Raw genomic sequence first — 24,334 nt, 5'->3', positions numbered from 1 at the left:
ATTCTAAAACTTATGTTGTGTTAACCTTTGGGGAGTAAGATTACTGTCTGTAATGATTTCAAAATCAATTACGCCTAAAAGTAATTCTTCTTCGGTTAAAACTTCTACGCTCCACAACCCCGGTTTAATATTGTTTTTATAGGTGTAACCACGATAACCATTGTTTCTTCCGCCTGTAATATTGTAGCTAATATTGTCTACCGTTACCCATTCGTTTATAGATTCATTATACCACTTCCACCGGTGAATAATAGATTTTTGTAATGCTGTTGGTGCAAAAACAGAAGAAAACACATACACTGGCTCGTTGGGTTGATGTATAAATTTAGAATTATAATCTCTCCAAAAAATAAGATCTTCTTGTCGTTCGTAGGTAACCAAATAGGCATCTTTTGTAGTTGTAACATCGTGTGCAACAATACCAACTTGTAAAGCTAATGGCACAGGAGGAATTAGTTTGAAATAATAAAACCCATTTATAGTGACGTAAATAGCTAGTATTATGGACAATAATTTACCTAGTTTAATTTCTTCGCGTGTACTTGGACTCTTGGCATAAATAAAAGTAATTAAAAGCAAGGTGCATGTTAAGCTTATGGCGCCAGATATTAGGAAAATAGTAGGGTTCATTGCTTTAACAAATACCGGAATCATAAAGGTGAAAAACGTAAAACTTATAAAAAAGTAAATACTAAACTGAAGATATTTGTTCGAAATTCGTTTTTTTAAGAATTCATTTGCTAAAAACAGAGCCACCAAAATCACGAAAAAACTAGCTGTTTTAGATAAAGACACACTTCTAGAAAAATAGATAACATAAGCACTAGAAAGACCACCAAAGAAAAACTGTATAGCTAGAGGGAAATAGTCTTTAAAGCGATCTAAAAAGGTGTTTTTCCAAGCGCCATCATCAGATAAATTATATAAAAACAAGGTTATGCTTAAGGACGTCATATGTAAGCATAATACAACCAAGTCATACAATCTATCTATTCTACCAAGTGTGAGAGTGTCGAAAATAAAACCACCAATAAAAAATAATATTGGTGCATATTTTTGATGTTTAAGTATAAACCTATGTAAGCCACTTTGCTTAAAATTAATTAATTTCTGTTTCATATTAAGTATTAAATAAAGCAAAAAATAAGCGCTTATAAGCCTATTGGAAATGATTATTATCTATTAAAAATACGTCTAGATTTTCTTTGTTCAAAACTATAGAATTTTATTTTCTTAATCCGTTATCAACTTAAAAAAAGACTTATGTCTAGGTTGTGGTCTCTTTATAAGTTGTATTTTTAGTTTAAGCTATTTGCCTTATAATATTTTATAACATTTTTTTTAGTGTAAAACCTTCATGTTTATGAGTATATCTTCAATAAATGGACTTAAAATTGCTGTTTTATCGCTTTTTTTAGTCTCTTGTGGTGTGGAAAAGCAAATAATAGATAAGCCGATTGTTTTTAATGAGGAACGCAAAGTATTAACCATTGATTACCTCAAAAGACATTACGGATTGGAACAAACCACACCTGAAATAGTCCCAAAAATGATAGTGTTACACTGGACCGTTGTGCCGACTTTAGAAAAAACCTATCAGGTGTTTAAAGACCCAATATTACCAAATTATAGAAAAGAGATTACAGGAGCTAGTCCTTTAAATGTGTCTTCTCAATTTTTGGTAGATCAAGATGGTACGATATATAGATTAATGCCAGAAACCACAATGGCTCGCCATGTTATTGGTTTAAATCACTGTGCAATTGGGATTGAAAATGTAGGAGGAACTGCAGATTTGCCTTTAACAGAGCTTCAGGTGAAAGCAAATATTAAATTGGTGAAGTATTTGAGTAAAAAATATCCTATCGATTATCTTATTGGTCATTATGAATATACCAATTTTGAAAATCATCCGCTTTGGTTAGAAAAAGATCAAGGCTATAGAACCGAAAAAACAGATCCAGGACAATCGTTTGTAGAGGCTGTTCAATTAGGGACTTTGAAATGCGGATTTAAAGACACTCCAACACCATAAAATGAATCATATGAAATATATTTTACACAGCATTATTTTACTTTTAAGCTTGTCTGTTTGTGCACAAAACGTAACGTTTACATCTCAACTTTATAAGGGTTACGATGATTATAAAGTTCAAGAGTTTACTACACGTCGGTTAAAACATAGCGATATTCAACCGTTTATTGAAACCCTAAAATCTGATGATGTATATACCGTTAAAAGAGTCGGTACATCTATAGAAGGTCGAGATATAAATTTAATAAGTGTTGGTAGCGGTCCTGTAAATGTGTTTTTGTGGTCGCAAATGCATGGCGATGAAACGACAGCGACACAAGCGATATTTGACATTTTCAATTTTTTAAACGGAAATCACTTTAAAGACGAAAAAGAGGCTATATTAAGCGCATTGACCTTACATTTTTTACCCATGTTAAACCCAGATGGGGCAGAGGTGTTTCAAAGACGAAATGCTTTGGGTATCGATATTAATCGCGATGCTTTGAGATTGCAATCTCCAGAAGGACAAATTTTAAAACGTGTACGCGATAGTTTAAATGCCGACTTCGGGTTTAATTTACACGATCAGAGTCGGTATTACAATGCAGAACGCACAAGTAAACCCGCAACAATATCTTATTTAGCACCAGCTTACAATTATGAAAAGGAGGTTAATGACGTGAGAGGCAATGCAATGAAAGTGATTGTATATATGAATACTATAATTCAGCAATATGCGCCTGGACAAGTGGGTAGATATAATGACGATTTTGAGCCACGAGCTTTTGGTGATAATATTCAGAAATGGGGAACAAGTGCCATTTTAATTGAATCTGGAGGTTATAAAAACGACCAAGAGAAACAAGAAATTAGAAAACTGAATTACGTGTCTATTCTTTCTGCAATATATGTTATTGCCAATAGAGAGTATAAACAAATAGATATAGCAGATTATGAAAAAATCCCTAAGAATGATAGAAAGTTATTCGACTTAAAATTAACCGAATTGACCTATAATTTACATGGAACACCATATGTTTTAGACTTAGGTATTAATTATACAGAAACCGATATTAAGGAACATGCAGACTATTACAATGTTGGACGAATTATAGATCAGGGCGATTTAAGCACTTATTATGGGTTCGATACTTTTAATGCAAAAGGATACACGCTTATACCTGGAAAAATATATACCAAAGTCTTTAAAACAGTAGCCGATTTAAAATCTAAAACCATTACCAAATTGTTACAACAGGGGTATACGTATGTGCGTGTTTTAGACTTAGAAGATTTAGAGAAATTTACTGCATTGCCAATTAATATTGTTAATGAAAATTATAAGCTACCGGAGTTTAACTTAGGTGTTGGTGTTAATCCTTCTTTTTTATTACAAAAGGATAATGTAGTACACTATGCTGTTGTAAACGGGTTTCTAATTAATTTAAATGAAGAGAATAGGGTTTTTAAAAATGCCTTAATTTTTAAAGATTAATAGGTGTCTCTTACATATTCAAAAATCTGTTGCATTCGTGTTTTATTCTCTGCTGTAGGTGTTTTATAATGGTTATTCATAAAACTAAAAATTAGTATTTTTCCAGATTTAGTTAACAAAAATCCGCTTAAACAATAATTGTTTCCTACGGTTCCAGATTTAGCATAAATATAAGGTTCTGGATTTCCGCCGTACCAACTTTTTAATGTACCAGATCCTCCGCCTACGGGAAAGAAGTTTAACAAGCGTTCACGCGGAATTGTAGCATATAATTTTGATAGTATTTGCACAAAAGATAATGGCGAAAATAAATTATATCTGCTCAATCCGGACCCATCTACCCAGCGTGGTTTTTGTTTTAAATCAGTTAAATAATTATCTAGCATATAATTCCTAACTAAGGCAGTGTTTAAAGTATCTGTAATGTTACTAGACGCCATAATAAGCATTTGTTCTGCAAGAAAATTATCGCTTTCGTACATCATACGTTTATATAAGGAATCAGACGGTATGCTGTATGCTATATTAGGTTCTTCTGTAAATCTAGATTTAGAAAAACTTATCTTTCCAGGAAGTATATGTTTCCAAAGGTTTTGAGAGGTTAGACTATCAAACACAATGGGAATTTCTACTGCTCGTGTTTTGGTTGTATCGTAATAAAAAATATTGGTATTGTAAGCTCTACTTATTTTTTTTGTTTTTTGAAAAACGCTGTCTTTAAAATATTTTGGGCTGACTTCTAGTTGACTGCTGTTAGAGATGCTCGCTACATTTCCATACATGGGAAAAGCGGTACGTTCTGGACTATAGTAAGTGTCGTAATCTTCCCAAGCCCAGCCTGGTCCAAATTTATCGTCTGCAAATGAGGATTCTATAATTTTCACATGCTTATAGTTTTTAGCCCATCTTAACGCTGTACTATCTTTAAAATACGGATGTAAAAATGTTGGATTACCTATGCCTTGTATTACTAAAGTATCTGCTTTTTTCTGATAGTAAAATGCAGGAACACTATCTTTTAATAATGTTAATGCACTAAACAAAGTCGCGATTTTGGTGTTGCTAGCCGGAATAAAATACTTTTCTGCTTGGTACTGGTAAACAGTATCTGCTGTCTCCGGATCTATAATCATGATACCTGTAAACTGATTGTCGTAAAAATTACTAGAAACTGTTTTAGTAATGGTTTTAGATATTTTTGCAGATTTACAACTTAAAGCAATTGTAGATAGTATTAATAGGCTAACGATTTTATACATAACCGTTTTTAAGTTGAAAATAGAAATGCAATGCATATAACTAAGGTTTTAAAATAGGGACAATAAAATTCTGATAAATTCCTTCAGAATTATAAATGTACTAAATTTTCATAGGTCTTAAACGGTCTAAAAAATAGGAGTACGCTTTTTGCAGTTTTTTTGCGGTTGTTTCTTAATAATTGACGTTTTAGCTTGCTCTTCTTATGGTAAATGATGCTTTTTTTATAAAAGGTAATGTTTTTTTGTCTGTTGTAAAACAGTGTTTTAGATTGTCTTTTTGTCAAAATAGCAATTATTTACTTCTCAAAAGTCAGCCGTCTAATGTATCGCTATTTTTACTCAATGCTTTTTGATAAATGCTCAGAAATGAAGCTTTCAATTAGAATTCAGTACTTGTTGTGGGTGAGGTTTATATATTTTATGTTAAATTAACATAATATTAAAACCAACTTAAAATATGAGAAAAACACATGTACTTTCTTTTATTGTCTTTTTTACTTCTATGTTTTCAATGCTATTTGCTCAGAACATTGACGTAAAAGGAACTGTAAAAGATGATAATGGTATGCCTTTACCGGGTGTAAACATTCTGTTAAAAGGAACGGCTTCTGGAACCTCAACAGATTTCGATGGAAATTATGCGCTCAAGGCTAATTCAGGGGATGTTTTAATTTTTTCATTCTTAGGATATGAAAAAGTCGAAATGAGTGTAGAAGGCGCAACTTTAAATGTAACTATGGTTATGAGTGAAGGTGAAGCCTTAAATGAAGTTTTAGTCACCGCTTTCGGGATAGAGAAATCTGCAAGGGAAGTCGGATATTCCGTGTCCAAGGTTGAAACCTCAGATTTAGATTTAGCAGGACAATCTAATGCTGTAGCAGCGTTGCAAGGACGTGTGGCTGGATTACAAATTAGCCAAACCTCTGGATCTTCAGGTGGTGGTGTAGACATTTTAATTCGTGGGGTCACTTCGGTAAACCCAGATAGAGATAACCAACCTCTAATTATTGTAGATGGATTAGCGCTTAACAACGATACCTTTTCTGGAGATGTACTACCAAGTACAGGTTCAAACTCTCCAAGTAGTTCAGAGCAATTTTCATTCTCTAACAGAGCTACAGATATTAACCCGGAGGATATAGAAAGTTATAACGTATTAAAAGGAGCAGCGGCAACAGCCTTGTATGGTGTAAGAGCTGCAAATGGTGCAATTGTAATTACGACTAAAAGAGGAAAATTAGGTAAAGCTAAAATAAACATGAGCGCGTCTACTACGTTTAGACAAATTCGTACAACTCCAGATTTACAAAAAACATATAGAGAAGGTTATAGTGGTGCTCCAAGAACTTTGTATACACCAGAAACAGATAGCGGATTTACAAGATTAGGCGGAACATCATTCTATTCTTGGGGGCCAAAATATAGTGACGATTTTTATACTTTAGATGATGGTACTGTAGTAGATTTAACTGGCGACAAATTTTACGATCCGTACGATTTATTCAGAACAGGAGTTAATACACAGCTTAATTTTAGTATTAGTGGTGCTACAGAAAAAATAGATTATTTCTTCTCTGCCGGAAACGATAGTGAAGAAGGTGTGTTACCAAATACATATTACGATAAAACAACCTTTAGGTTTAAAGGAGGGTATAAAGTTACAGACAATTTTAATGTGAATACTTCTATTGCGTATACCAATGCTGGAGGTGCCAGAGGTAATGGTGGAGATAAATCTGTATTTAGTTCACTGTCTTATTATTCTGCTACATTCCCAATTAATGATTATATCAATGCAGATGGTACACAACGTAATTACTCTTTCGGAGTTATCGATAATCCAAGATATTTATTAGAAACAAGTCCTTTATTAGACGATGTGAATCGTTGGGTAGGAAATGCAACATTTAGCTGGACACCTTTAGATTGGATGACAGTTACCTATGCAGCACAAGTAGATAATTATTCAGACCAAAGAAACCGTTTTGTGGCTGCAGATTTAGATGCAGGAGCAGCAGTTGGTGGATTTATTGTTAATCAGAATATTAATTTTACAGGTTTAGAATCTAATTTCTTAGTCGCTATGGAAAAAGAGTGGAGCGACGATTTTAAAACAACACTTACCGTAGGAAATCAAATTTCAGATACAAAAAGAGATTACACTTGGCAGCGTGGAGAAACACTTAATGTGCCTGGAATTAACGACATTTCTAATACTATTAATATGTTTGCAGGAAAAACAATCACGCAATTGCGTAACGTAGGTGTTTTTGGTGAGTTAAAAATGGATTATAAAAACAAATTATTCTTAACTTTTACTGGTCGAAACGACTGGGTATCTACATTACCAGAAGAAAACAGATCTTTCTTTTATCCTTCTGTAAGTTTAGCTTACGATATTCACGATTTAATAGTTAAAGATACAGACGTGTTTAGTTTTGGTAAATTAAGAGCATCTTGGGCAGAAGTGGGTAAAGGCCCTTTATTTGGACAAGTAGGGCACTATTTTGTGTCTGACGGGAATTTCCCTTTCGGAGGAGCTGGAGGATACAGATCTAGTACACTTTTAGGTGACACAAATATGATTCCAGAACGTAACCAATCTTACGAGGTTGGGGTAGACTTGCGTTTTTTTAAAAACCGTATTCGTTTAGATTATGCATACTACAAAACACGTGTTAAAGATCAAATTTTTACAGTTGATGCGGCTTATTCAACAGGATTGTCGGGTATTGTAAGAAATGCAGGAGATTTTGAATCCTTCGGACACGAATTATTAATTGCCTACGACGTCATTAGAAGTAAGGATCTTAAATGGGAACTGGTGTTTAACTGGTCTACTAACGAAGGAAAAGTATTGGATTTACCAGATGATATAGAGTCGTTAATATTTGCAGATTCAGGTTTTGCAGGGGTAACTTCAGAAATTCGTGAAGGTGATAAAATGGGAGATATGTATGGTTATAAATGGACTTATGTTGATGGAGAACGGTATATAAACGAAGATGGAATTCCAGAAATTAATTTAGATGAACGTGTAAAAGTAGGGAATGCATTCCCAGACTTTACGACATCTTTAGGAAGTAATTTTACATATAAAGGTTTCGGATTTAATTTCTTAGTAGAATGGAAAGAAGGCGGAGATTTATATGATGCAGGTAGACGTAACAGTCTAAGAAATGGTATTCTAGTTGAAACTGAATTCAGAGATCAAACTATGGTTATGGATGGAGTTATGGACGATGGCGCTGGAGGGTTTGTAACCAACACAACAGAGGCTTATATCGATCAAGATTACTATAGAGCTAGTAATAACTATAACCGTGCAGCAGAGATATTAGTTCAAGATGCCTCATGGGTAAAGCTTCGTAATATTGGTTTAACTTATAATGTTAAAGGCGATTTATTACAGAAATTAAAAATGGAACGTATCGGGTTTTCAGTAAGTGCACATAACATCTTATTATGGACGCCTTACGAGAGTTACGATCCAGAAGGTAACCAGTACAGTGCTGGAAGTAATGTCTATGGATTTACAGGTTTAGGGACTCCGCTTAGTGAGAGTTTTTCAATGGGAATTAATTTAGGATTTTAAAAGATGAAAATGATGAAAAAGTTTATAATAAAAACAGGAATGTTAGGACTGCTTTTAGTTGGACTTTCTGCCTGTAGTGATAATTATTTTGATGTGAACACACCATCAGGTACCGCAGAAGAGGAAGAGCTAAGAGTTAGTGATCTAATGGCACCTGTCATGTACAGAGCTTTAGCAGGACAATATTCTGCCGAGCAATCTTTTGGTAATTATACACAATATTTTGTTGGAGAAGGCGGTGTAGCTTCAGGAGAAACAACAGCCTCTGGTTTATGGTCTAGCGTGTATTTATACACCCTACCAAATGTAGAAACCATTAAAGAGAAGGCAGATGAAATAGGAGCAATTCATTATAGTGCTGTAGCCGATATTTTAACAGCTGTTAATCTAGGAGTTGCTACAGATACATGGAATAATATTCCGTATACAGAAGCCACAAATGGTCAAGATAATTTATTTCCAGATTTCGATACTCAAGAGAGTATTTATACTGAAATCTTTACGCTTTTAGATACGGCAATAGCACAATTGCAACAAACAGACGATTCTGGAACGTATTTAGGAACAGATGATTTAATTTATGCAGGAGATACAGATAAATGGTTAAGAGCAGCTTATACCTTAAAAGCACGTTATCAACTGCATTTGGTTCAAAAAGGAACTGTTTCTGCGAGTGAAGTTCTATCTACTATAGAAAATGGATTCGTGTCTAACGATGATGATTTTCAAATGTTTTACGATGATGAAGATCAAAACCCTTGGTATTCTATTGAAGTTGTAGCCAAAAGTACAGGGAATTATCATAACGATTTGGCTAGTCAGTTAGTGAGTTCTATGAATGGTGATTATTTTCCTTTCGAAAGTGATGCGTTAACAATAGATCCACGTTTACCCGTATTTGGCGATAATGGTGGTGAAGACGAGTGGAAAGGTTATGTAAGTGGTGGTGGCGGATTAGCGCCAGACGGTACTTCAGGTAATACTGGTTTTGCTGCAGATGGGTATTACACGAGTATAGATTCACCTTTATTACTTATAAGTTATGCAGAGGCACAGTTTATAAAAGCTGAAGCTGCATTTTTAGCAAATGGAGGATCTACAACAAGTGTTGGATCAAGTGCAGTGGCTTACGAAGCGTATTTAGCAGGAGTAGAAGCAAGTCTCTCTAAGTATGATGTAGACGGTACCGACTATTTAGCAGACGGCGCAATTGCTGTAGGCGAATCAGGATTAATGTTACAACACATCATGAAAGAGAAATACATTCATAATTTCTTAAACCCAGAAACGTTTGTAGATTTTAGACGTTACGATTTTTCAGATGATGTATTTAAAGGCTTATCCATAAGAGAAGAAGAAGATTCTGATGGTGATTATGCTGGCGAGTGGTTTAGACGAGCAACGTACCCAACAACCGAAGAATTTACAAATCCAGATGTTGTCGCAGCGAATAAAGTGACACCAGTAACACCAGTGTGGTGGGATGAATAATTAATTTTTAAGTGTGTTAATAAAAAAGCGTTTTCATTAAGTTGAAAACGCTTTTTTTATGCCTTTATTTAAGGGCTCGCTTTAAGAAGTCTATGTCTGCTTTTGTATGATTGGCAGATAGAACAATCCGACTTAAAACATCTTGAGGTGTGGGATAATTAAAATGAGTGATAACGATGTTTTTATTCAATAAGGCTTCGTAAAACTCACGGTTGAAATTATAAATATTTGGATAATTTGTGTTGTACACAAAAGCATCATCTAATTGTAGTCCATCAAAAAAGTAATCTAAATTAGCTTTAAGTTTATCTTGTTGTTGCTTATAAATGGCTCCCGATTGAAGGTAAGCTTCTAAATACGCAGGACTCATTCCTGAAGCCGTGGAAAACATAACCGTGTTTTTTATGTTTTCAATCGTATTAGAATCTCCAGCAATAATTCCGCCAGGTAAGCCCATAGCTTTTCCTAAAGAACCCACTAAAATTTTTTGAGACAGATGTGTGGTTGGTATTTTACTAAAAATTCCCATTCCAGAGTCTCCAGTAATGCCAATACTATGCGATTCATCTACAACTAAAGTTAGGTGTTTTTGCTTCGGAATATTATTGATAAAACGAAAGTCAATACTTTGTACATGAGCTGTAGGTATCGCATCTGTACAGATTACAATATCTTCAACAGTTTCTGTTAGTAATGCGGGGTGTAATCCGTTTTCAATATATAGAGGTAAACTGTTGGGTGCTAATATGGCCGGATGTGTATTTGGATAATGATAAAAACGTGTATGCGATTGTGCTAAATAATCTAAAATTAGTTTGCCAGCTAACATGCCGGAAGAGACAGTAACACAGGCTTCTGTGTTTAGTTGAGAAGCTAATAAGTGCTCAGCTGCTTTAAATATACTCAGTTTTACATTGGCATGCCTAGAACTACCGTAAGCCGTTCCCCATTTTTTAATACCTTGAATTACTTGGTCTTGAAATGCTGGAAGTGTAGCAAGCCCTAAATAAGAAGTGCCTCCAAAATAGGAAACACTTTTATGCATTAAGGATATTTTATCGTTGGGTGCTTTATTAACTTCCATATATTGTTATAGTAAAGTGACTCCAGTCCCGTTTAAGTCGCTATAGTGTGTTACTCCATTATCTATAGTAATACCTGTTGCAATATCTCTAGCCAATAATATAGCACCATCCATATCTACATAATCTAATAATGGTAGTAAATGGGCTATTGCTGAAATACCTACAGAAGATTCTGTCATGCAACCCACCATGGTTTTCATACCTAAAGATCGTGCTTCGGTAAGCATAGTTCGGGCAGGAGTTAAGCCGCCACATTTTACAAGTTTAACATTTACACCATGAAAATGGTTGTGGCATTTTGCAATATCTGCAGAGACCTGGCAACTTTCGTCTGCAATTACAGGTAAAACAGAGTCTTGATATACTTTTTTATGCCCGTCCCAATTGTCGGCTTTTAAAGGTTGTTCAAGAAATTCAACGCCTAGTGCTTTTAAAGCAATAGCATTTTTTAATGTTTCATCGACCGTCCAACCACAATTCGCATCAATTCTAAATACGGCATCTGTGTGTTTTCGTAATTCGGTAACAATTTTAATGTCTTCATTAGTGCCTAATTTAATTTTGTAAATCGGCCACGGTAACTCCTTCATTTTAGATACCATTTTTTCAACAGTATCAATTCCTATAGTGTAATCGGTTAAGGGATTGTTAGAAATATCGTAACCCCAAAGTTCATACAGTTTTTTATGTTGTTTCCTAGCGTATAAGTCGTTGTAAGCAAGGTCTAATGCGCAAAGTGCAAACATATTGTGTTTTAAAAGCGGATACATTTTAGCATAAAACACTTCAGGTGTTTCATCTATAGTCGTTTCAATAATGCTTCTAACTTTAGAGAGCTCGGCCATCATTATTGGCACTGTAATATTGTAGTATGGGTTAGAGGTGGCTTCACCATGACCGCGAAAGCCATCGTCTTCTAAAACCACAATTAAACTAGGTTGTACATCTATAGATTCTCGAGAAATGGTAAACGTATGTTTTAAATCTAGAATGTAGTCTTTTAAAATAAGTTTCATATACTAAGGAGTTGTGACTCAAAAATACGGAATAATCCGTTTTTATAGTTTTTAAAGCCTACTTATTTTATGAAAGATTATCCCATTTTGGGTTTAAAAAACGCCTAACAACAATTGATGCTAGGCGTTAATAGTATAGACTAAAATAAGCTTCTAAATCTTGAGTAACTTAGACGCGTGTTGTTGGCCTTCTGAATTTAAAATATGAACGATATAAAGTCCAGGTTTTAATTCTGAAACATCAAATGTATCTGTTGACGTATAGTGACCTTTAAATTGTTTTATTCGTTTTCCTGTAACATCAAAAATGCTAACATTTGAGGTGTTGGTATTGATTTGAAAACTATGTCGTGATGGATTGGGATAAACGGTAAAAGTCTCTCCTAAAAGTGTATCGTCTAGGCCTAAACTTTGTGGCATCGTATTTCCGTAAATTTTGAAAGTTCCAGGTTCTAACGTAATAGCATCAGTAGACGAAATTGAAGTCTTTCCTGTCTCATCCATTAAATCGTACCAAGTTCCTGTGCTAGGAAAATCTGGTTCTACGGTTTGTATTGTGGTATCAAAATTTGCGACAATTACCACGTCATTTAATTCTGTTGAGGCTAAATCGGAATTCCAAATACGAATTCGAGGGGTTAAATCTCCAGAGGTAATGGTGTAATCACCTTCAAATACGTCTTCATTAATTTTTAATTCATTTAATCTAGACCAAGTATTGTAAACTGCAGTTCTGCTTTCGTTTCCTAACCAATTCTCTGTCCATTGAGGCTGAGGTTTTGTGCTTAACTTACAAGAATCGTCTGAAGAAACTGAGCCGTCTGTACATGTAAAGATAGAATTGTCCATTCCTAAATCACCAAAATGCCAAATCATTTTTGGTCCAGGTATGGTTAAGGTAATCGCCCCTAAAGTTTCCATGCGTTGTAGTGCTGTAGTCAGATCTTTAACATTGTAAGAGCCTGAAGATGCACCATATTGAAGATTTTTATACATCAGGCGTTCTTCGTCATGACTTTCTGCATATCCAACTAAACGTTTTCCTGTAAAACCATGGGCGTCACTTCCCATTCTTTCAAAGTTAGAGTCTGAAGCATATCCCATGGTAAGTTGATTATACGGATCTGTCATTTTTCCCCACATCATGATACCTTTTCCTTCATCAATTTTATAGTTAGCCCATTCTTGTTCTTCGTTATCTTGCCCTAAATGTTCAAAAATAACATATTGTGTGGCGTCTAAATCCCAAGAATAATCGGCATATTGTTTTAAAATATCTACTCGATCTTGTTGGTAGCTATTGGTGCAATTTTCGTCTGAGGCTGTACAATTTTGAGTAAATCCTTTAGTTAAATCCCAGCGAAATCCATCAATATTAAAATCGGTGATCCAATGCTCGACCACGCGTTCTACATAATATTGAGTGCGTGTTTGTTGATGATTAAAATCGGATCCCACACTATAACTATGTGTCGCTTCTGTATTAAAATAAGGGTTTTCGCTACTTGGGTCGCCCCAACCATCGCCATCAGGATCTTCCATCCACATGCGCACCATCGGATTTCTGCCGTAAGCATGATTTAGAGCGACATCTAAAATAACTGCAATACCATTTTGGTGACACACATCTATAAATTCTTTGACTTTGTTTTCTGTGCCATAAAACTTATCTAAAGCCATATGGAAAGACGTATTGTAACCCCAACTTTCGTTGCCTTCAAACTCCATGATTGGCATAAGTTGAATGGCGTTTACGTTTAGATTTTTAAAATAATCTATCCGATCTATCAAGTCTTGAATATTTCTGTCTGCATCAAAATCGCGGATTAAGACTTCATAAATCACTAAGTCTTCCTTTTTAGGTTTTTCAAAATTTGTGACTTGCCAATCGTATTCAGACATTCCGGTTTGTAGAACGGTAACTTCACGTTCTTGACCAGTTGGGTAATCAGGAAGATTCGGGTAGGTTTCTGAAGATATTTCAGGATCATCGAAAGGTGATAAGACTAAGGTTGAAAATGGATCGGCCGTTTTAACCATAATAGGAGTATTAGTTATAGGTGTTTCATCTACAACCCAATATTGATAGGTCTCTATATTTTGAGCAGTTAATCCTGTTAGTTCTAACCAAAACATTCCGGAATTAGGATCTTTTTTCATGGCATAAGCCGAAGAAGGCGACCAGTTATTGAAACTTCCAGCGACATAAACAAAATCTTTTAGAGGCGCGTCTAAAACCAAGGTTGCTATTGTCGCATCGCTTTCATGGTAATTGATCCCATTTTCTAATCCGTCTGCCATAGCCTGAGAAATGGTGCCTGGATTTACTAGTGCAGCAAAGGTTTTGGTAACTGTATTTGAATTTTGGGTAATGGTTAGCTCATAATTTTGATTCGATGTGATGTTAGTATGCGTAAAAGAATAGGTTTTAATGTCTGTTTTTGAATCTAAAATACTTCCGTTTGCGGTAAGCGTATAATTAGCATTACCGGCTGTATTTGAAGCAGAAATATTTAGATTCTCTCCAGAAGATAGAATTGTGGTGCTATTTTCTTCTGGGGTATTTAAAGTCACTTGAAAATCGCCTACACTAATAAATAGGTCCGAACATCCTGTAGCCTTTAATTCTTGATTTCCTGCAGCATTTCTGAATACCATGCCCATTTTTGTGGCAGAAGCTGCCTGAGTATCTGTTAAGCCATAATAGGTTTTTGGCGTTATTGTTATGCTCCATGTACCATTGTTATTGTTAGTCATTTCTCCAACACCATCGTCGGTGCCCCAATTCCCAATAACATTATAACCCCAAGGGTTAGAGTCGTCTCCAATACCGGAATGCATATATACTTTAGTAGGATTACTTAACGTATTACAATCTGTATCTGAGCTTAAAATATCTACAGTAATGGTTACTGTTTCTGACGTGTTAAACGTAGTGGGACTTGTTGTTACTTGAGCATAGTTAATGCTTGTAATAACTAAAAATATAAAAGCGAGTAAAGTTTTTTTCATAATGAATGCTTTAAAAACAATAAGGGCTGTGATAGTAATGTCACAGCCCTTATTTATTTGTTATTTAGTTAACGTATATGTTGGGTTAGAGGTGTCTGATAAATCTAAAACAATATCGTAAGTGCCCGCTGTAATGGCGATGTTGTCTCCTCCATCGTCTAAAATACCATCGGCACCAGTATCTCCATAATTAATACCCCAATCGTTATTGGCTCTAAACTTCATTTCACCATCTGTTAGTGTTACGTCGTTTAAATACCATACACCATCGGTGCTATAATCCATATTCATAACAGTGTCTGGTCCATCCCATCCATTTGGAGTGGCATCGCCAACAAGTCCCCAAAGGTTTTCAATAGATTCAAGCGAATACGTTAATTCGTTTAGGTTTAATGTGACCAGATAGTTTCCTGCTGTAACAGCAATATTATCACCACCATCATCTAAATTACCGTCTGCATCAGTATCCCCGTAGTTGAAACTCCAGTCATTATTTTTTCTAAATTTCATTTCACCAGTTGTAAGTGATACAACTGCACGCCATTGGTCTGATGTCGGATCGTAAGTTAAGGCTGTGTCTGGTCCATCCCAACCGTTAGGTGTAGCATCTCCAACAAGTCCCCAAGTATAAGCTTCAATTTTATAAGTTAAGGTACCCGCATTAAAGGTTACTTTATATGTTCCTGCGGTAACAACGATATTGTCTCCGTTTTCTTCTAAAGTCCCATCTGCTCCAGTATCACCATAGTTTAAATCCCAACTATTGTCTTGTCTAATTTTAAGTTCACCATCTGTTAAAGTTACATAGGCGTTAAAAATATCGTCTTCACTAGTGGTATAGAATGGCATATCTGGTCCGTCCCATCCGTTTTCTGTAGCGCTTCCAACAAGACCCCAAACTGAAGATAAATCTAAAGTATCTGTATATCCCGTTACATTTATATCGCTAATATTAGAGGTCGCAGCTACTGTATAAGTTCCTACAATGCTTACAACTTTAACATCTAAAGCGGTCTCCATATCAGCTTCGATTTCTAGAGTTTGTAAAATGGTATTTAACTCTTCTGTAAGTAAGCTGTATTCTAAATCGCTTCCAGCATCTTTTGTGACTGCGTTTTGAAAATTGTTTCCTGCAACATCAAAATATACCATATATGTTGGTATGGCACTGTATCCGTAATCTGGTTCTGTCCAGCTTAAATTTAAAGCTGTGCTGCCTTCGTTATCTTTAAGTAACACAATATCTGTGGCAGATGCTGTAAGTGTTGTTGTGGCTGTATCGTTTAGAATCGTGTCCGAGTCGTCGGTGGTACAGCTGTATAATGCCAGGGTTACTAACATTATACTTAATAATTTTGAAACTAGATTTTTCATATTATAATGCTTTTATATTAGTATCCTGAGTTTTGTTCTAAGTTAGAATTAATAGAGATTACGTTGGTTGGTAATGGGAATATATCTCTATAAGATTCTACACCATTACCATCGCTAGAGCCTCCTTTAAAAGGCCAAACATAAGTGTCTGTTGTAAATAAATCGTAACGGATTAAGTCTGTTCTGCGGAAGCCTTCCCAATATAATTCTCTTGAGCGTTCGTTTAACACAAAACTTAATGATAAATCTGAGATTGAGATATTTCCAGTATCGCTACCATAAGCACGAGCTCTTAATTGGTTTACTAAGCTTACGGCTGTATTTAAATCTCCTCCACCGCCTCTTAAAGCTGCTTCTGCGTAGTTTAGGTAAATTTCTGCCAATCTAATTAAAGGAATATCTGTATCTGCAAATTCTCCAGAGGTATCGTTTGCCTGGCTACCATCACTATTTACGTTTGAAAATTTAGTAACGGCATAGCCATCTGTAAAGGTGTTTGATATGGTTGTGATTTCGTATTCCTGTCCGTCTGTATAAAACATTGCACGGTGATCTGACCAAGCTATTGGATCTCCGTCACTATCTCTAGCAGTAATTGAACTAGCAAATTTACTCACTAAAGCTTTTGTCGTTCTAAGGCCTGCCCAACCACCGTTTACACCATATGCCAACGGATCCATGCTACCTCCAATCGCTGCGTGAATTAAAAATGTAGTTCCGCCATAGGTTGTAGATTGTACGCCATCAAAGTTTGCTGTAAATATAAATTCGTTTTGAGCACCATTACTGTTGTTGTCTGCTAAGAATAACTCATCGTAAGCCGAGCCATTTCCATTGACATCATTTGTGTTAATGCTATAAGAAGAGTTGATTACACTGTTAGAATATGTAATACAATCTGCATATTTATCTTCACCAATCCAAGTTTCAGCATTTAAATATAAACGAGATAAAAGGGCCCAAGCAGCGACTTGGTCTACACGGCCATATTCGTTACTTTCTGCTAACAAATCCTGAATTTCTAATAATTCTGATTCAACAAAATTGAATAATTCTATTCTGTCGCTTTGTAAAGGTAGTTCTGTAGATACAACTGTTGTTAAAGGTACATTCGCATATAAATCTATTAAGTTATAATAAGCATATGCGCGTAAAAAACGAGCTTCTGCAATATATGTTTGTGCTTCAGCATCTGATAAAGCAGCTGCATTGTCTATAAAAGAGTTGCAAAAAGAGACTTCTTGACCTAATCTGTAATACATGGCTTCAGAAAAGTCGTTTCCAGAAGACCAGCTTAAGTTGTGTAAATCTGGTAATCCTGGATCTCCCCATCCTACAACAGCATGATCTGTTGTGAGTTCGTTAAGATTAAATAGCATACGTGTATACTGTGAGAATCCTTCATCGATTCCTGAAATATCTGCATCTCCAGCGGGACCTTCTTGTCCAGTTAATGCTAAACTTGCATAGAGTTTTGCTAAAGCACCTTTGGCTTCATCTATATTAGCAAAAACATCTTCTTCTGTAAAACTATCTGGATCGATAGGTGTTTGATCCAAATCGTCATGACATGACACTATTGAAAGCGCTAAGGCTATTCCAACTGTGAATTTATTTATTATATTTTTCATGAATTCTTTTTTTAAAAGTCAATATTTACACCTAAAACATATGTTCTTGGTCTTGGGTAGAAATCGTTATCTATTCCACCATAAACTTCTGGGTCTAAACCGTCGTAATCTGTTACCGTTAACACGTTTTGAACAGAACCGTAAAAACGGAATGTGGTGTTTTTAATGGCTTCAGTTAACGTATATCCTAAAGTGATATTATCTAGTTTAAAGAATGATGCATCTTGTACGTAATGATCGCTTTGTAAACCATTATCTGTTAACGATTGGAATCCTGTATCGTAATAATCTGTATGTAGATTGGTTAAGATTCCGTTTTCTGTAGCTCTGTTTAAAGTTCCAGCTCTGGAAGCTACGTTGTTGTATACGTAGTTTCCAATATTTGCTCTTGTTACTACAGCCAAATCCCATTTTTTATAACTTAAGTTTGTACTTAAACCCATGGTTACATCTGCATACGGATCGTGGTTAATATATCGATCATCATCATTAATAATGTTATCTCCGTTTCTATCTACATAAGCGCCTTCAATAGGAGTACCAGAGCTATCGTATACTTGTTCGTATACTAAGAAACTGTAAGGTGCTTCGCCTTCTACATGTGTTTGTACTGTATTTCCTGTACCACCACTAATACCTCCAACGTATTGTTGATCTGGAAGGTTTGTAATTTCATTGTCGTTAAAAGCAATGTTGTAGTTTAGGCTCCATTCAAAATTATCGTTTCTAACAGGGATAACGTTCAGGTTAAATTCAATCCCTTTGTTTTCCATGTCTCCAATATTGGCTTCAATCTGATTTCCGAAATTGGTAAACGGATCTACAAAAGAATCACTAATTAAGTCTTTTGTTTTCTTAGAGTATACGTTTACAGAACCAGAAAGACGTCTAGAAAATAAAGCATAATCTATCCCTATATTTAATGTTTGTGCTACTTCCCAACGTAAATCTTCGTTTAAAGCCGAAGGTCTGTAGGTTTGGTAAAAACTGTCTCCAAATTGGTAGTTTGCTGTAGATTGACTACCGGTATAGCTGGTTATAAACTTATAATCGTCTAAGCCATTTACGTTACCAACTTCTCCATAACCTAATCTCAATTTTAATTCGTTTACTGCAGTATCTTCTAAGAATGATTCTTTATGAATATTCCATGCTAAAGCCGCTGAAGGAAAATATCCCCAACGATCGTCTGGATTTAATTTAGAAGATGCATCTGCTCTTAAACTTGCCGTAATTAAGTATTTTTCGTTTAAAGTGTAGTTCACACGTCCAAAATAAGAGAGTAAGACGTTTTTAGATTTATCTATAAATTCGTAATCTACACCATCTTCTTCATCTTCACTATCGTAACTGAAGTTGTTATATTCAAAAGATTGGTAAGAATATCCCGCAACAGCTGTTAAGGCGTTTTTCTCATTAATGGTTTTTGCATAAGTAACATACGCATCAAATAACTTGTTTGTAGCTTCTTGAGTATAACTGGTACGTGAGCCGTTCCAAGTTTCGTCTGGAGTAGGAATTAATTCTGAAGTTACCGTACGACCGTGACTGTTTTGTTTGTCTATACCAATGTTAATTGTTGCTGTTAAATCTTCAAAGAAATGTAGGTTATAATCTACTTTTGCATTGGCAACTAAGCGGCGTACTTCTGATGTATCATCAACCAAATCAAGTAAAGCCACAGGATTTGTTGGTGCTAAACTAGGTTTGTTTCCTGTGTTTGGATCAATCCAAGAGAAATATCCGCCATATTTAGAATCTGCATCATATACAGATTGTGTAGGGTCGAAATCGATTGCGGAACTTATAGCTCCCGTATTTGCAAATGTGTTTTCTGTATACATACCACGAGCATTTAAGTCTAATTTTAAATGATCGTCGAATAAACTAGGCTTAATATTTAAAGCTCCCGTTGTTCTTGTTAGGTTGTCGTTTTTTAAGATACCATCCTGGTCTGAATATCCAATTGAAGCTCTTATTGGTGTTCCAAATGCATTCCCAATTGCGCTAAAGGCATGGTCAGATCCGTAAGCATTACTGTAAATTTCGTCTTGCCAATCTGTGTTAGCCGATCCTAATAAGGCAATGTTTGCATCTGTTCCGTTTTGTTCTATTAGCGTTGTAAATTGTTCTGCAGACATCACATCTACCTTATTAAAAGGCGTTGAAACGGTTGCTGAGCTACTTAAATTGAATTTAAAACCACTGTCTTTTCCTTTTTTAGTGGTAATTAAAATAACGCCGTTTGCAGCACGTGATCCGTAAATTGCAGTTGCAGAAGCATCCTTTAAAACCACCATACTCTCTATATCGCTAGGATTTATAAAGTTTAATGGGTTTCTAGAGCCGCCTACACTTCCGTTATCAATAGGAAATCCATCAATTACGTACAGTGGTGTACCTACTAAAGATAAAGATCCTTGACCTCTAATTACAATGTTTTGTCCTTCACCAGGAGCTCCACCGCCAGAAGTTACCGATACACCGGCCACTTTACCGCTAATTAATTGTTGGGGAGATAAAACCGGACCTTCATTAAAATCGTCTGAGTTTATCATGTCTACGGCGCCAGTTAAGTCTTCTTTCTTAACACTTCCGTATCCTATTACAACTACTTCGTCTAAAACGGCTGTATCTTCTAAAAGTTTTACATTAAGGGTGGTTTGCCCTGCGTAGGTTAGTTCTTGCGATTTATAACCAATATAAGAGAATTCTAAAACATCTCCCTCGTTTACAGAAAGAGCATAGTTACCATCGAAATCTGTAGCTGTCCCAGAGGTTGTTCCTTTAACAATAATATTTACACCAGGTATGGGTAAATTAGAAGTGTTTTCGGAAACGGTTCCTGTGACGGTTGTTTGCGCCAACACTAATGTTGGAACAAAAAACAATGCCAGTAATACACTGTTAAAAATTGTTTTCATACAATATTAATTAAATTAAATCTGAATTAGTTTGTTTGTTCATACTTTTACTTCTCGAGACTAAAATTATGTAAATTTTATGTTAATTGGAATTTTGGTTTTGCGAAATCCTCAACATAAACGTTTTCGTGTTAGTAACTTTTTCTATTTTAACACATATTGAGCGTAATTACTGTAAAATATGTAAATATGACAAGATTGTGCTATATTTACAATTGTAAAATGCTAGTTATGAAAAAGAAAGTAACCTTAAAACAAATTGCTCGAGAATTAGATGTCTCTATAGCAACCGTGTCTAAAGCCTTAAGAGATAGTAAGGAAATTAGTGAAGACACTCGAGACAAGGTTAAAGCGTTTGCCAAACTCTATCACTACAGGCCTAACAATATTGCTTTAAGTTTAAAGAATAGAAAAACTAAAACAATTGGTATTATTATCCCTGAAATTGTGCACCATTTTTTTTCGAAAGTGATAAAAGGTATCGAAGAAGTCGCTAATAAAAAAGGGTATAATGTTATTATTGGCTTATCTAACGAATCGTTTGATAAAGAAGTTATTAATATGGAGATGTTGGCTAATGGTAGTATAGACGGATTTATATTGTCTATTTCTAAAGAAACCATGTTGCAGCAAGATTACCACCATTTTAACGAAACAATTAGTCAAGGTATGCCTATTGTAATGTTTGATAGAATTGTAAATGAAATACATTGTGATAAAGTTATAGTAGACGATTTAAAAGGAGCAAAAAAAGCCGTTATTAAGCTCATAGAAAATCAGTGTAAACACATTGCAATCATTACCACCAAAGATTACGTTAATGTTGGCCGATTACGAACTCAGGGGTATATTGAAGCTTTAAATGACTATGATATTGAAAGTCAATCTGATTTAATTTTGAAAGTAGACGATAAGTTAATGTCTGAAGATTATATCGATATTTTAGAGCAAGAAATAATGGATTTATTTCATAAAAATCCTGAAATAGATGGCGTGTTTGCGGTAAACGAGTTATATGCCATTACAACTATGAAAGTGGCCAGAAAATTAGGAAAACAAATTCCAGAACAGCTTCAGGTTATCGGATTTACAGATGGTGTTTTATCCCGACATGCTATGCCAAGTTTAACCACTGTAAGTCAGCATGGCAAAAAAATAGGTATAGTAGCGGCAGAATTACTAATTGAAAAATTAGAAAACGAAGTTGAAGATGAGCAAGTTAGTACTGTGGTTATAGAAACAGAATTAATAGAGCGAGAGTCCACGAAATAAAATTTAACATAGCTAATTTAAAATCTTTTGTATATTAGCACCTTAATCAAAACTTTTACTTCTCACTAATAAGTTTTGATAAGTTTATCGCTTATCAATGGTATTCATTTAAATATACTATTAATGAAAAAGCGTGCCCTCAGTTTTTGGGAAATCTGGAACATGAGTTTTGGATTCCTAGGAATACAATTCGGATTTGCATTACAAGGAGGCTTTATGTCTCGAATATTTCAAACATTAGGAGCAGATAAAGAAGCCATCCCATTGTTATGGATTGCTGCGCCCTTAACTGGTTTACTAATTCAACCTATTATTGGCTATTTAAGTGATCGGACATGGAGTCCGAGGTGGGGAAGACGTAAGCCTTTCTTTCTTATAGGTGCCATTTTAAGTTCTATTGCCTTATTAATTGTGCCGCATTCTCCTGTATTATGGGTTGCTGCTGGTTTTTTATGGATTTTAGATGCCTCTATTAATGTGTCTATGGAACCTTTTCGTGCTCTTGTAGCCGATAAATTACCCGATTCTCAGCGGTCTTATGGTTTTGTAGTTCAAACTTTAATTATTGGTATAGGTACTTGGGTAGCTAGTAATTTACCTTGGATGGTCTCTAAACTTGGTGTAAGCGATGCTGCGGCAATGGGCGTTGTACCTATGTCTGTTAAAGTTGCTTTTGGTATTGGAGCTGTTGTGTTTTTAGTGAGTATTTTATATACGGTGTTTACCACCTCAGAATATCCTCCAGAAGATATGGAAGCTTTCGAAAAAGAAAAGGCTAAAAAGAGTAGCTTCATCTCAGACATTACCAATAACATAGGTAATATGCCAACCACAATGAAAAAATTAGGATTGATTCAGTTTTTTAGCTGGTTTGCTTTTTTTACGATGTGGAGTTTAGCTAATCCTGCTTTAACCGAGCATGTGTATCATACTCCAGCTCCAATAGAATCTGCTTACGATTTTTCAATTCCAGAACAAGCTGCAGCCTTTGATGTTGTAAATACAGCGTTTCAAAAATCTTCAAATTTAGTGGGATCTTCCATGGGAGTGTATGGTTTGTCTTCTATGGCTTTTGCTTTAGTTTTAGCTTTTTACACCTCTAAAAAACGTATTAACCGTAAATATGTACATATGTTCTCGCTCTTTATAGGCGGGCTAGGATTTTTATCCATGTACTTTATTCCATCACCAGAGTTTTTAAAATACTCCTTTATTCTTGTCGGAATTGCATGGGGAAGTATACTTTCTATGCCTTATGCCATGCTTTCCAGCGCAGTAGACCCAAATAAAATGGGGGTTATTATGGGAATTTTTAATATGTTTATAGTAATTCCGCAAATCATTGCAGCAATAGGAGGTATAAATTTTGTCTCTAATTTAATTGGAGACGACACTATTAACGCCATGTTAGTAGCTGGCTTTAGTTTAATTATTGCAGGATTTTGCAACTTATTAATTACAGATAAAAACGCTATATCATATCAACCAGAATTAGAAAACGCATGAAAACAAAAGGATTTATATTCGACTTAGATGGTGTAATTGTAGATACTGCAAAATACCATTTCTTGGCTTGGAAAAACTTAGCCAACAGCTTAGGATTCGATTTTACAGAAACCCAAAACGAGCAACTAAAAGGTGTAAGCCGTGTAGAGTCGCTTAAAAAAATATTAGCTTGGGGAAATACCACGGTTTCCGACGATAAATTTCAAGCTTTAATGGCTTTAAAAAACACAGAATATTTAGAGTTTATAAATAAAATGGACGATTCTGAAATTCTTCCAGATGTACCTCGTGTTTTAGATTATTTAATAGAAAACAATCAAGGCGTCTCTCTAGGATCTGCTAGTAAAAATGCAAGAGTAATACTTGAAAAAGTAAACCTCTTATCTAAATTTAAAACCATTGTTGATGGTAACGATGTTAGTAAAGCAAAACCAGATCCAGAAGTGTTTTTAAACGCCGCAAAATCTTTACATATTAATCCTGAAGATTGTGTGGTTTTCGAAGATTCTGTAGCAGGTGTTCAAGCCGCAAATACAGCCAACATGATTTCTATAGGTATTGGTAGTAAAGCGGTATTGCATGAAGCCGATTATATTTTTAACGACTTCACAGAAATATCTACAGACTTTATAAATAAATTAATTAACAACTAGAATA

The 24,334-nt window shown here is 35.1% G+C and carries 15 protein-coding genes; 7 read left to right on the top strand and 8 right to left on the bottom strand.

The genetic code is table 11. The features are described from left to right. Positions 1-3 precede the first annotated feature (3 nt). The gene (locus AST99_RS14260; protein WP_057782809.1) at positions 4-1,119 is read right to left on the bottom strand and encodes a DUF2914 domain-containing protein; all 1,116 of its coding nucleotides are present in this window, start codon (positions 1,117-1,119) and stop codon (positions 4-6) included. Positions 1,120-1,363: 244 nt separating this feature from the next. Here AST99_RS14260 and AST99_RS14255 point away from each other — a divergent pair, with 244 nt between their 5' ends. Further along, the gene (locus tag AST99_RS14255; protein ID WP_198151526.1) at positions 1,364-2,035 is read left to right on the top strand and encodes a peptidoglycan recognition protein family protein; all 672 of its coding nucleotides are present in this window, start codon (positions 1,364-1,366) and stop codon (positions 2,033-2,035) included. Positions 2,036-2,045: 10 nt separating this feature from the next. Then, positions 2,046-3,512 (top strand): M14 family metallopeptidase, encoded by a 1,467-nt coding sequence (locus AST99_RS14250; RefSeq protein ID WP_083495703.1) that lies wholly within the window; start codon positions 2,046-2,048, stop codon positions 3,510-3,512. On the opposite strand, the gene AST99_RS14245 is transcribed toward AST99_RS14250, so the two are convergent. After that, positions 3,509-4,807: a D-alanyl-D-alanine carboxypeptidase gene (locus AST99_RS14245; RefSeq protein ID WP_157486412.1), complete on the bottom strand. Its 1,299-nt coding sequence runs from the start codon at positions 4,805-4,807 to the stop codon at positions 3,509-3,511. The genes AST99_RS14250 and AST99_RS14245 overlap by 4 nt on opposite strands. 421 nt (positions 4,808-5,228) lie before the next feature. Here AST99_RS14245 and AST99_RS14240 point away from each other — a divergent pair, with 421 nt between their 5' ends. Together AST99_RS14240 and AST99_RS14235 are read left to right on the top strand one after the other, a co-directional pair. Continuing rightward, a complete protein-coding gene (locus AST99_RS14240) occupies positions 5,229-8,366 on the top strand; it encodes a SusC/RagA family TonB-linked outer membrane protein (protein WP_057782801.1) in 3,138 nt (1,045 codons plus the stop codon). Between the two features lie 12 nt (positions 8,367-8,378). Then, positions 8,379-9,857 (top strand): SusD/RagB family nutrient-binding outer membrane lipoprotein, encoded by a 1,479-nt coding sequence (locus AST99_RS14235; protein WP_232301632.1) that lies wholly within the window; start codon positions 8,379-8,381, stop codon positions 9,855-9,857. A 64-nt stretch (positions 9,858-9,921) separates the two neighbouring features. Here AST99_RS14235 and AST99_RS14230 read toward each other — a convergent pair whose 3' ends face one another. From AST99_RS14230 to AST99_RS14205, 6 genes are all read right to left on the bottom strand, one after another. Then, complete coding sequence (locus tag AST99_RS14230) at positions 9,922-10,941, bottom strand: aminotransferase class I/II-fold pyridoxal phosphate-dependent enzyme (RefSeq protein ID WP_057782799.1); 1,020 nt, start codon at positions 10,939-10,941, stop codon at positions 9,922-9,924. 6 nt (positions 10,942-10,947) lie between these two features. Beyond that, positions 10,948-11,958, bottom strand: a complete 1,011-nt coding sequence (locus tag AST99_RS14225) for a dipeptide epimerase (protein WP_057782797.1) — start codon at positions 11,956-11,958, stop codon at positions 10,948-10,950. Between the two features lie 153 nt (positions 11,959-12,111). After that, positions 12,112-14,970, bottom strand: coding sequence for an alpha-amylase family glycosyl hydrolase (locus AST99_RS14220; RefSeq protein ID WP_057782794.1), 2,859 nt, complete (start codon positions 14,968-14,970; stop codon positions 12,112-12,114). A gap of 60 nt (positions 14,971-15,030) precedes the next feature. After that, positions 15,031-16,344: a SusE domain-containing protein gene (locus tag AST99_RS14215; protein ID WP_083495701.1), complete on the bottom strand. Its 1,314-nt coding sequence runs from the start codon at positions 16,342-16,344 to the stop codon at positions 15,031-15,033. Between the two features lie 17 nt (positions 16,345-16,361). After that, positions 16,362-17,975 (bottom strand): RagB/SusD family nutrient uptake outer membrane protein, encoded by a 1,614-nt coding sequence (locus tag AST99_RS14210; protein WP_057782790.1) that lies wholly within the window; start codon positions 17,973-17,975, stop codon positions 16,362-16,364. Between the two features lie 11 nt (positions 17,976-17,986). After that, the gene (locus AST99_RS14205) at positions 17,987-20,899 is read right to left on the bottom strand and encodes a SusC/RagA family TonB-linked outer membrane protein (protein ID WP_057782788.1); all 2,913 of its coding nucleotides are present in this window, start codon (positions 20,897-20,899) and stop codon (positions 17,987-17,989) included. 231 nt (positions 20,900-21,130) lie between these two features. Between AST99_RS14205 and AST99_RS14200 the strand changes: the two genes are divergently transcribed. From AST99_RS14200 to pgmB, 3 genes are all read left to right on the top strand, one after another. Further along, a complete protein-coding gene (locus AST99_RS14200; protein WP_057782786.1) occupies positions 21,131-22,171 on the top strand; it encodes a LacI family DNA-binding transcriptional regulator in 1,041 nt (346 codons plus the stop codon). Between the two features lie 123 nt (positions 22,172-22,294). After that, positions 22,295-23,677, top strand: coding sequence for an MFS transporter (locus AST99_RS14195; protein WP_057782784.1), 1,383 nt, complete (start codon positions 22,295-22,297; stop codon positions 23,675-23,677). Further along, a complete protein-coding gene (gene pgmB / locus AST99_RS14190) occupies positions 23,674-24,330 on the top strand; it encodes a beta-phosphoglucomutase (protein ID WP_057782782.1) in 657 nt (218 codons plus the stop codon). The genes AST99_RS14195 and pgmB overlap by 4 nt, the downstream gene beginning before the upstream one ends. The last annotated feature ends 4 nt before the right edge of the window (positions 24,331-24,334 follow it).

Origin of the sequence: Formosa algae (genome assembly GCF_001439665.1) — a bacterium.
Lineage (GTDB): Bacteria > Bacteroidota > Bacteroidia > Flavobacteriales > Flavobacteriaceae > Formosa > Formosa algae.
This window is presented reverse-complemented; position numbering and strand designations above follow the sequence as displayed.

Coding starts and splice junctions, on each gene's coding strand:
- AST99_RS14230 (WP_057782799.1), bottom strand. CDS start 10,941: ATGGAAGTTAATAAAGCACCCAACGATAAAATATCCTTAATGCATAAA.
- AST99_RS14210 (WP_057782790.1), bottom strand. CDS start 17,975: ATGAAAAATATAATAAATAAATTCACAGTTGGAATAGCCTTAGCGCTT.
- AST99_RS14240 (WP_057782801.1), top strand. CDS start 5,229: ATGAGAAAAACACATGTACTTTCTTTTATTGTCTTTTTTACTTCTATG.
- AST99_RS14245 (WP_157486412.1), bottom strand. CDS start 4,807: ATGCATTGCATTTCTATTTTCAACTTAAAAACGGTTATGTATAAAATC.
- AST99_RS14200 (WP_057782786.1), top strand. CDS start 21,131: ATGAAAAAGAAAGTAACCTTAAAACAAATTGCTCGAGAATTAGATGTC.
- pgmB (WP_057782782.1), top strand. CDS start 23,674: ATGAAAACAAAAGGATTTATATTCGACTTAGATGGTGTAATTGTAGAT.
- AST99_RS14215 (WP_083495701.1), bottom strand. CDS start 16,344: ATGAAAAATCTAGTTTCAAAATTATTAAGTATAATGTTAGTAACCCTG.
- AST99_RS14220 (WP_057782794.1), bottom strand. CDS start 14,970: ATGAAAAAAACTTTACTCGCTTTTATATTTTTAGTTATTACAAGCATT.
- AST99_RS14195 (WP_057782784.1), top strand. CDS start 22,295: ATGAAAAAGCGTGCCCTCAGTTTTTGGGAAATCTGGAACATGAGTTTT.
- AST99_RS14225 (WP_057782797.1), bottom strand. CDS start 11,958: ATGAAACTTATTTTAAAAGACTACATTCTAGATTTAAAACATACGTTT.
- AST99_RS14255 (WP_198151526.1), top strand. CDS start 1,364: ATGAGTATATCTTCAATAAATGGACTTAAAATTGCTGTTTTATCGCTT.
- AST99_RS14250 (WP_083495703.1), top strand. CDS start 2,046: ATGAAATATATTTTACACAGCATTATTTTACTTTTAAGCTTGTCTGTT.
- AST99_RS14235 (WP_232301632.1), top strand. CDS start 8,379: ATGAAAAAGTTTATAATAAAAACAGGAATGTTAGGACTGCTTTTAGTT.
- AST99_RS14260 (WP_057782809.1), bottom strand. CDS start 1,119: ATGAAACAGAAATTAATTAATTTTAAGCAAAGTGGCTTACATAGGTTT.
- AST99_RS14205 (WP_057782788.1), bottom strand. CDS start 20,899: ATGAAAACAATTTTTAACAGTGTATTACTGGCATTGTTTTTTGTTCCA.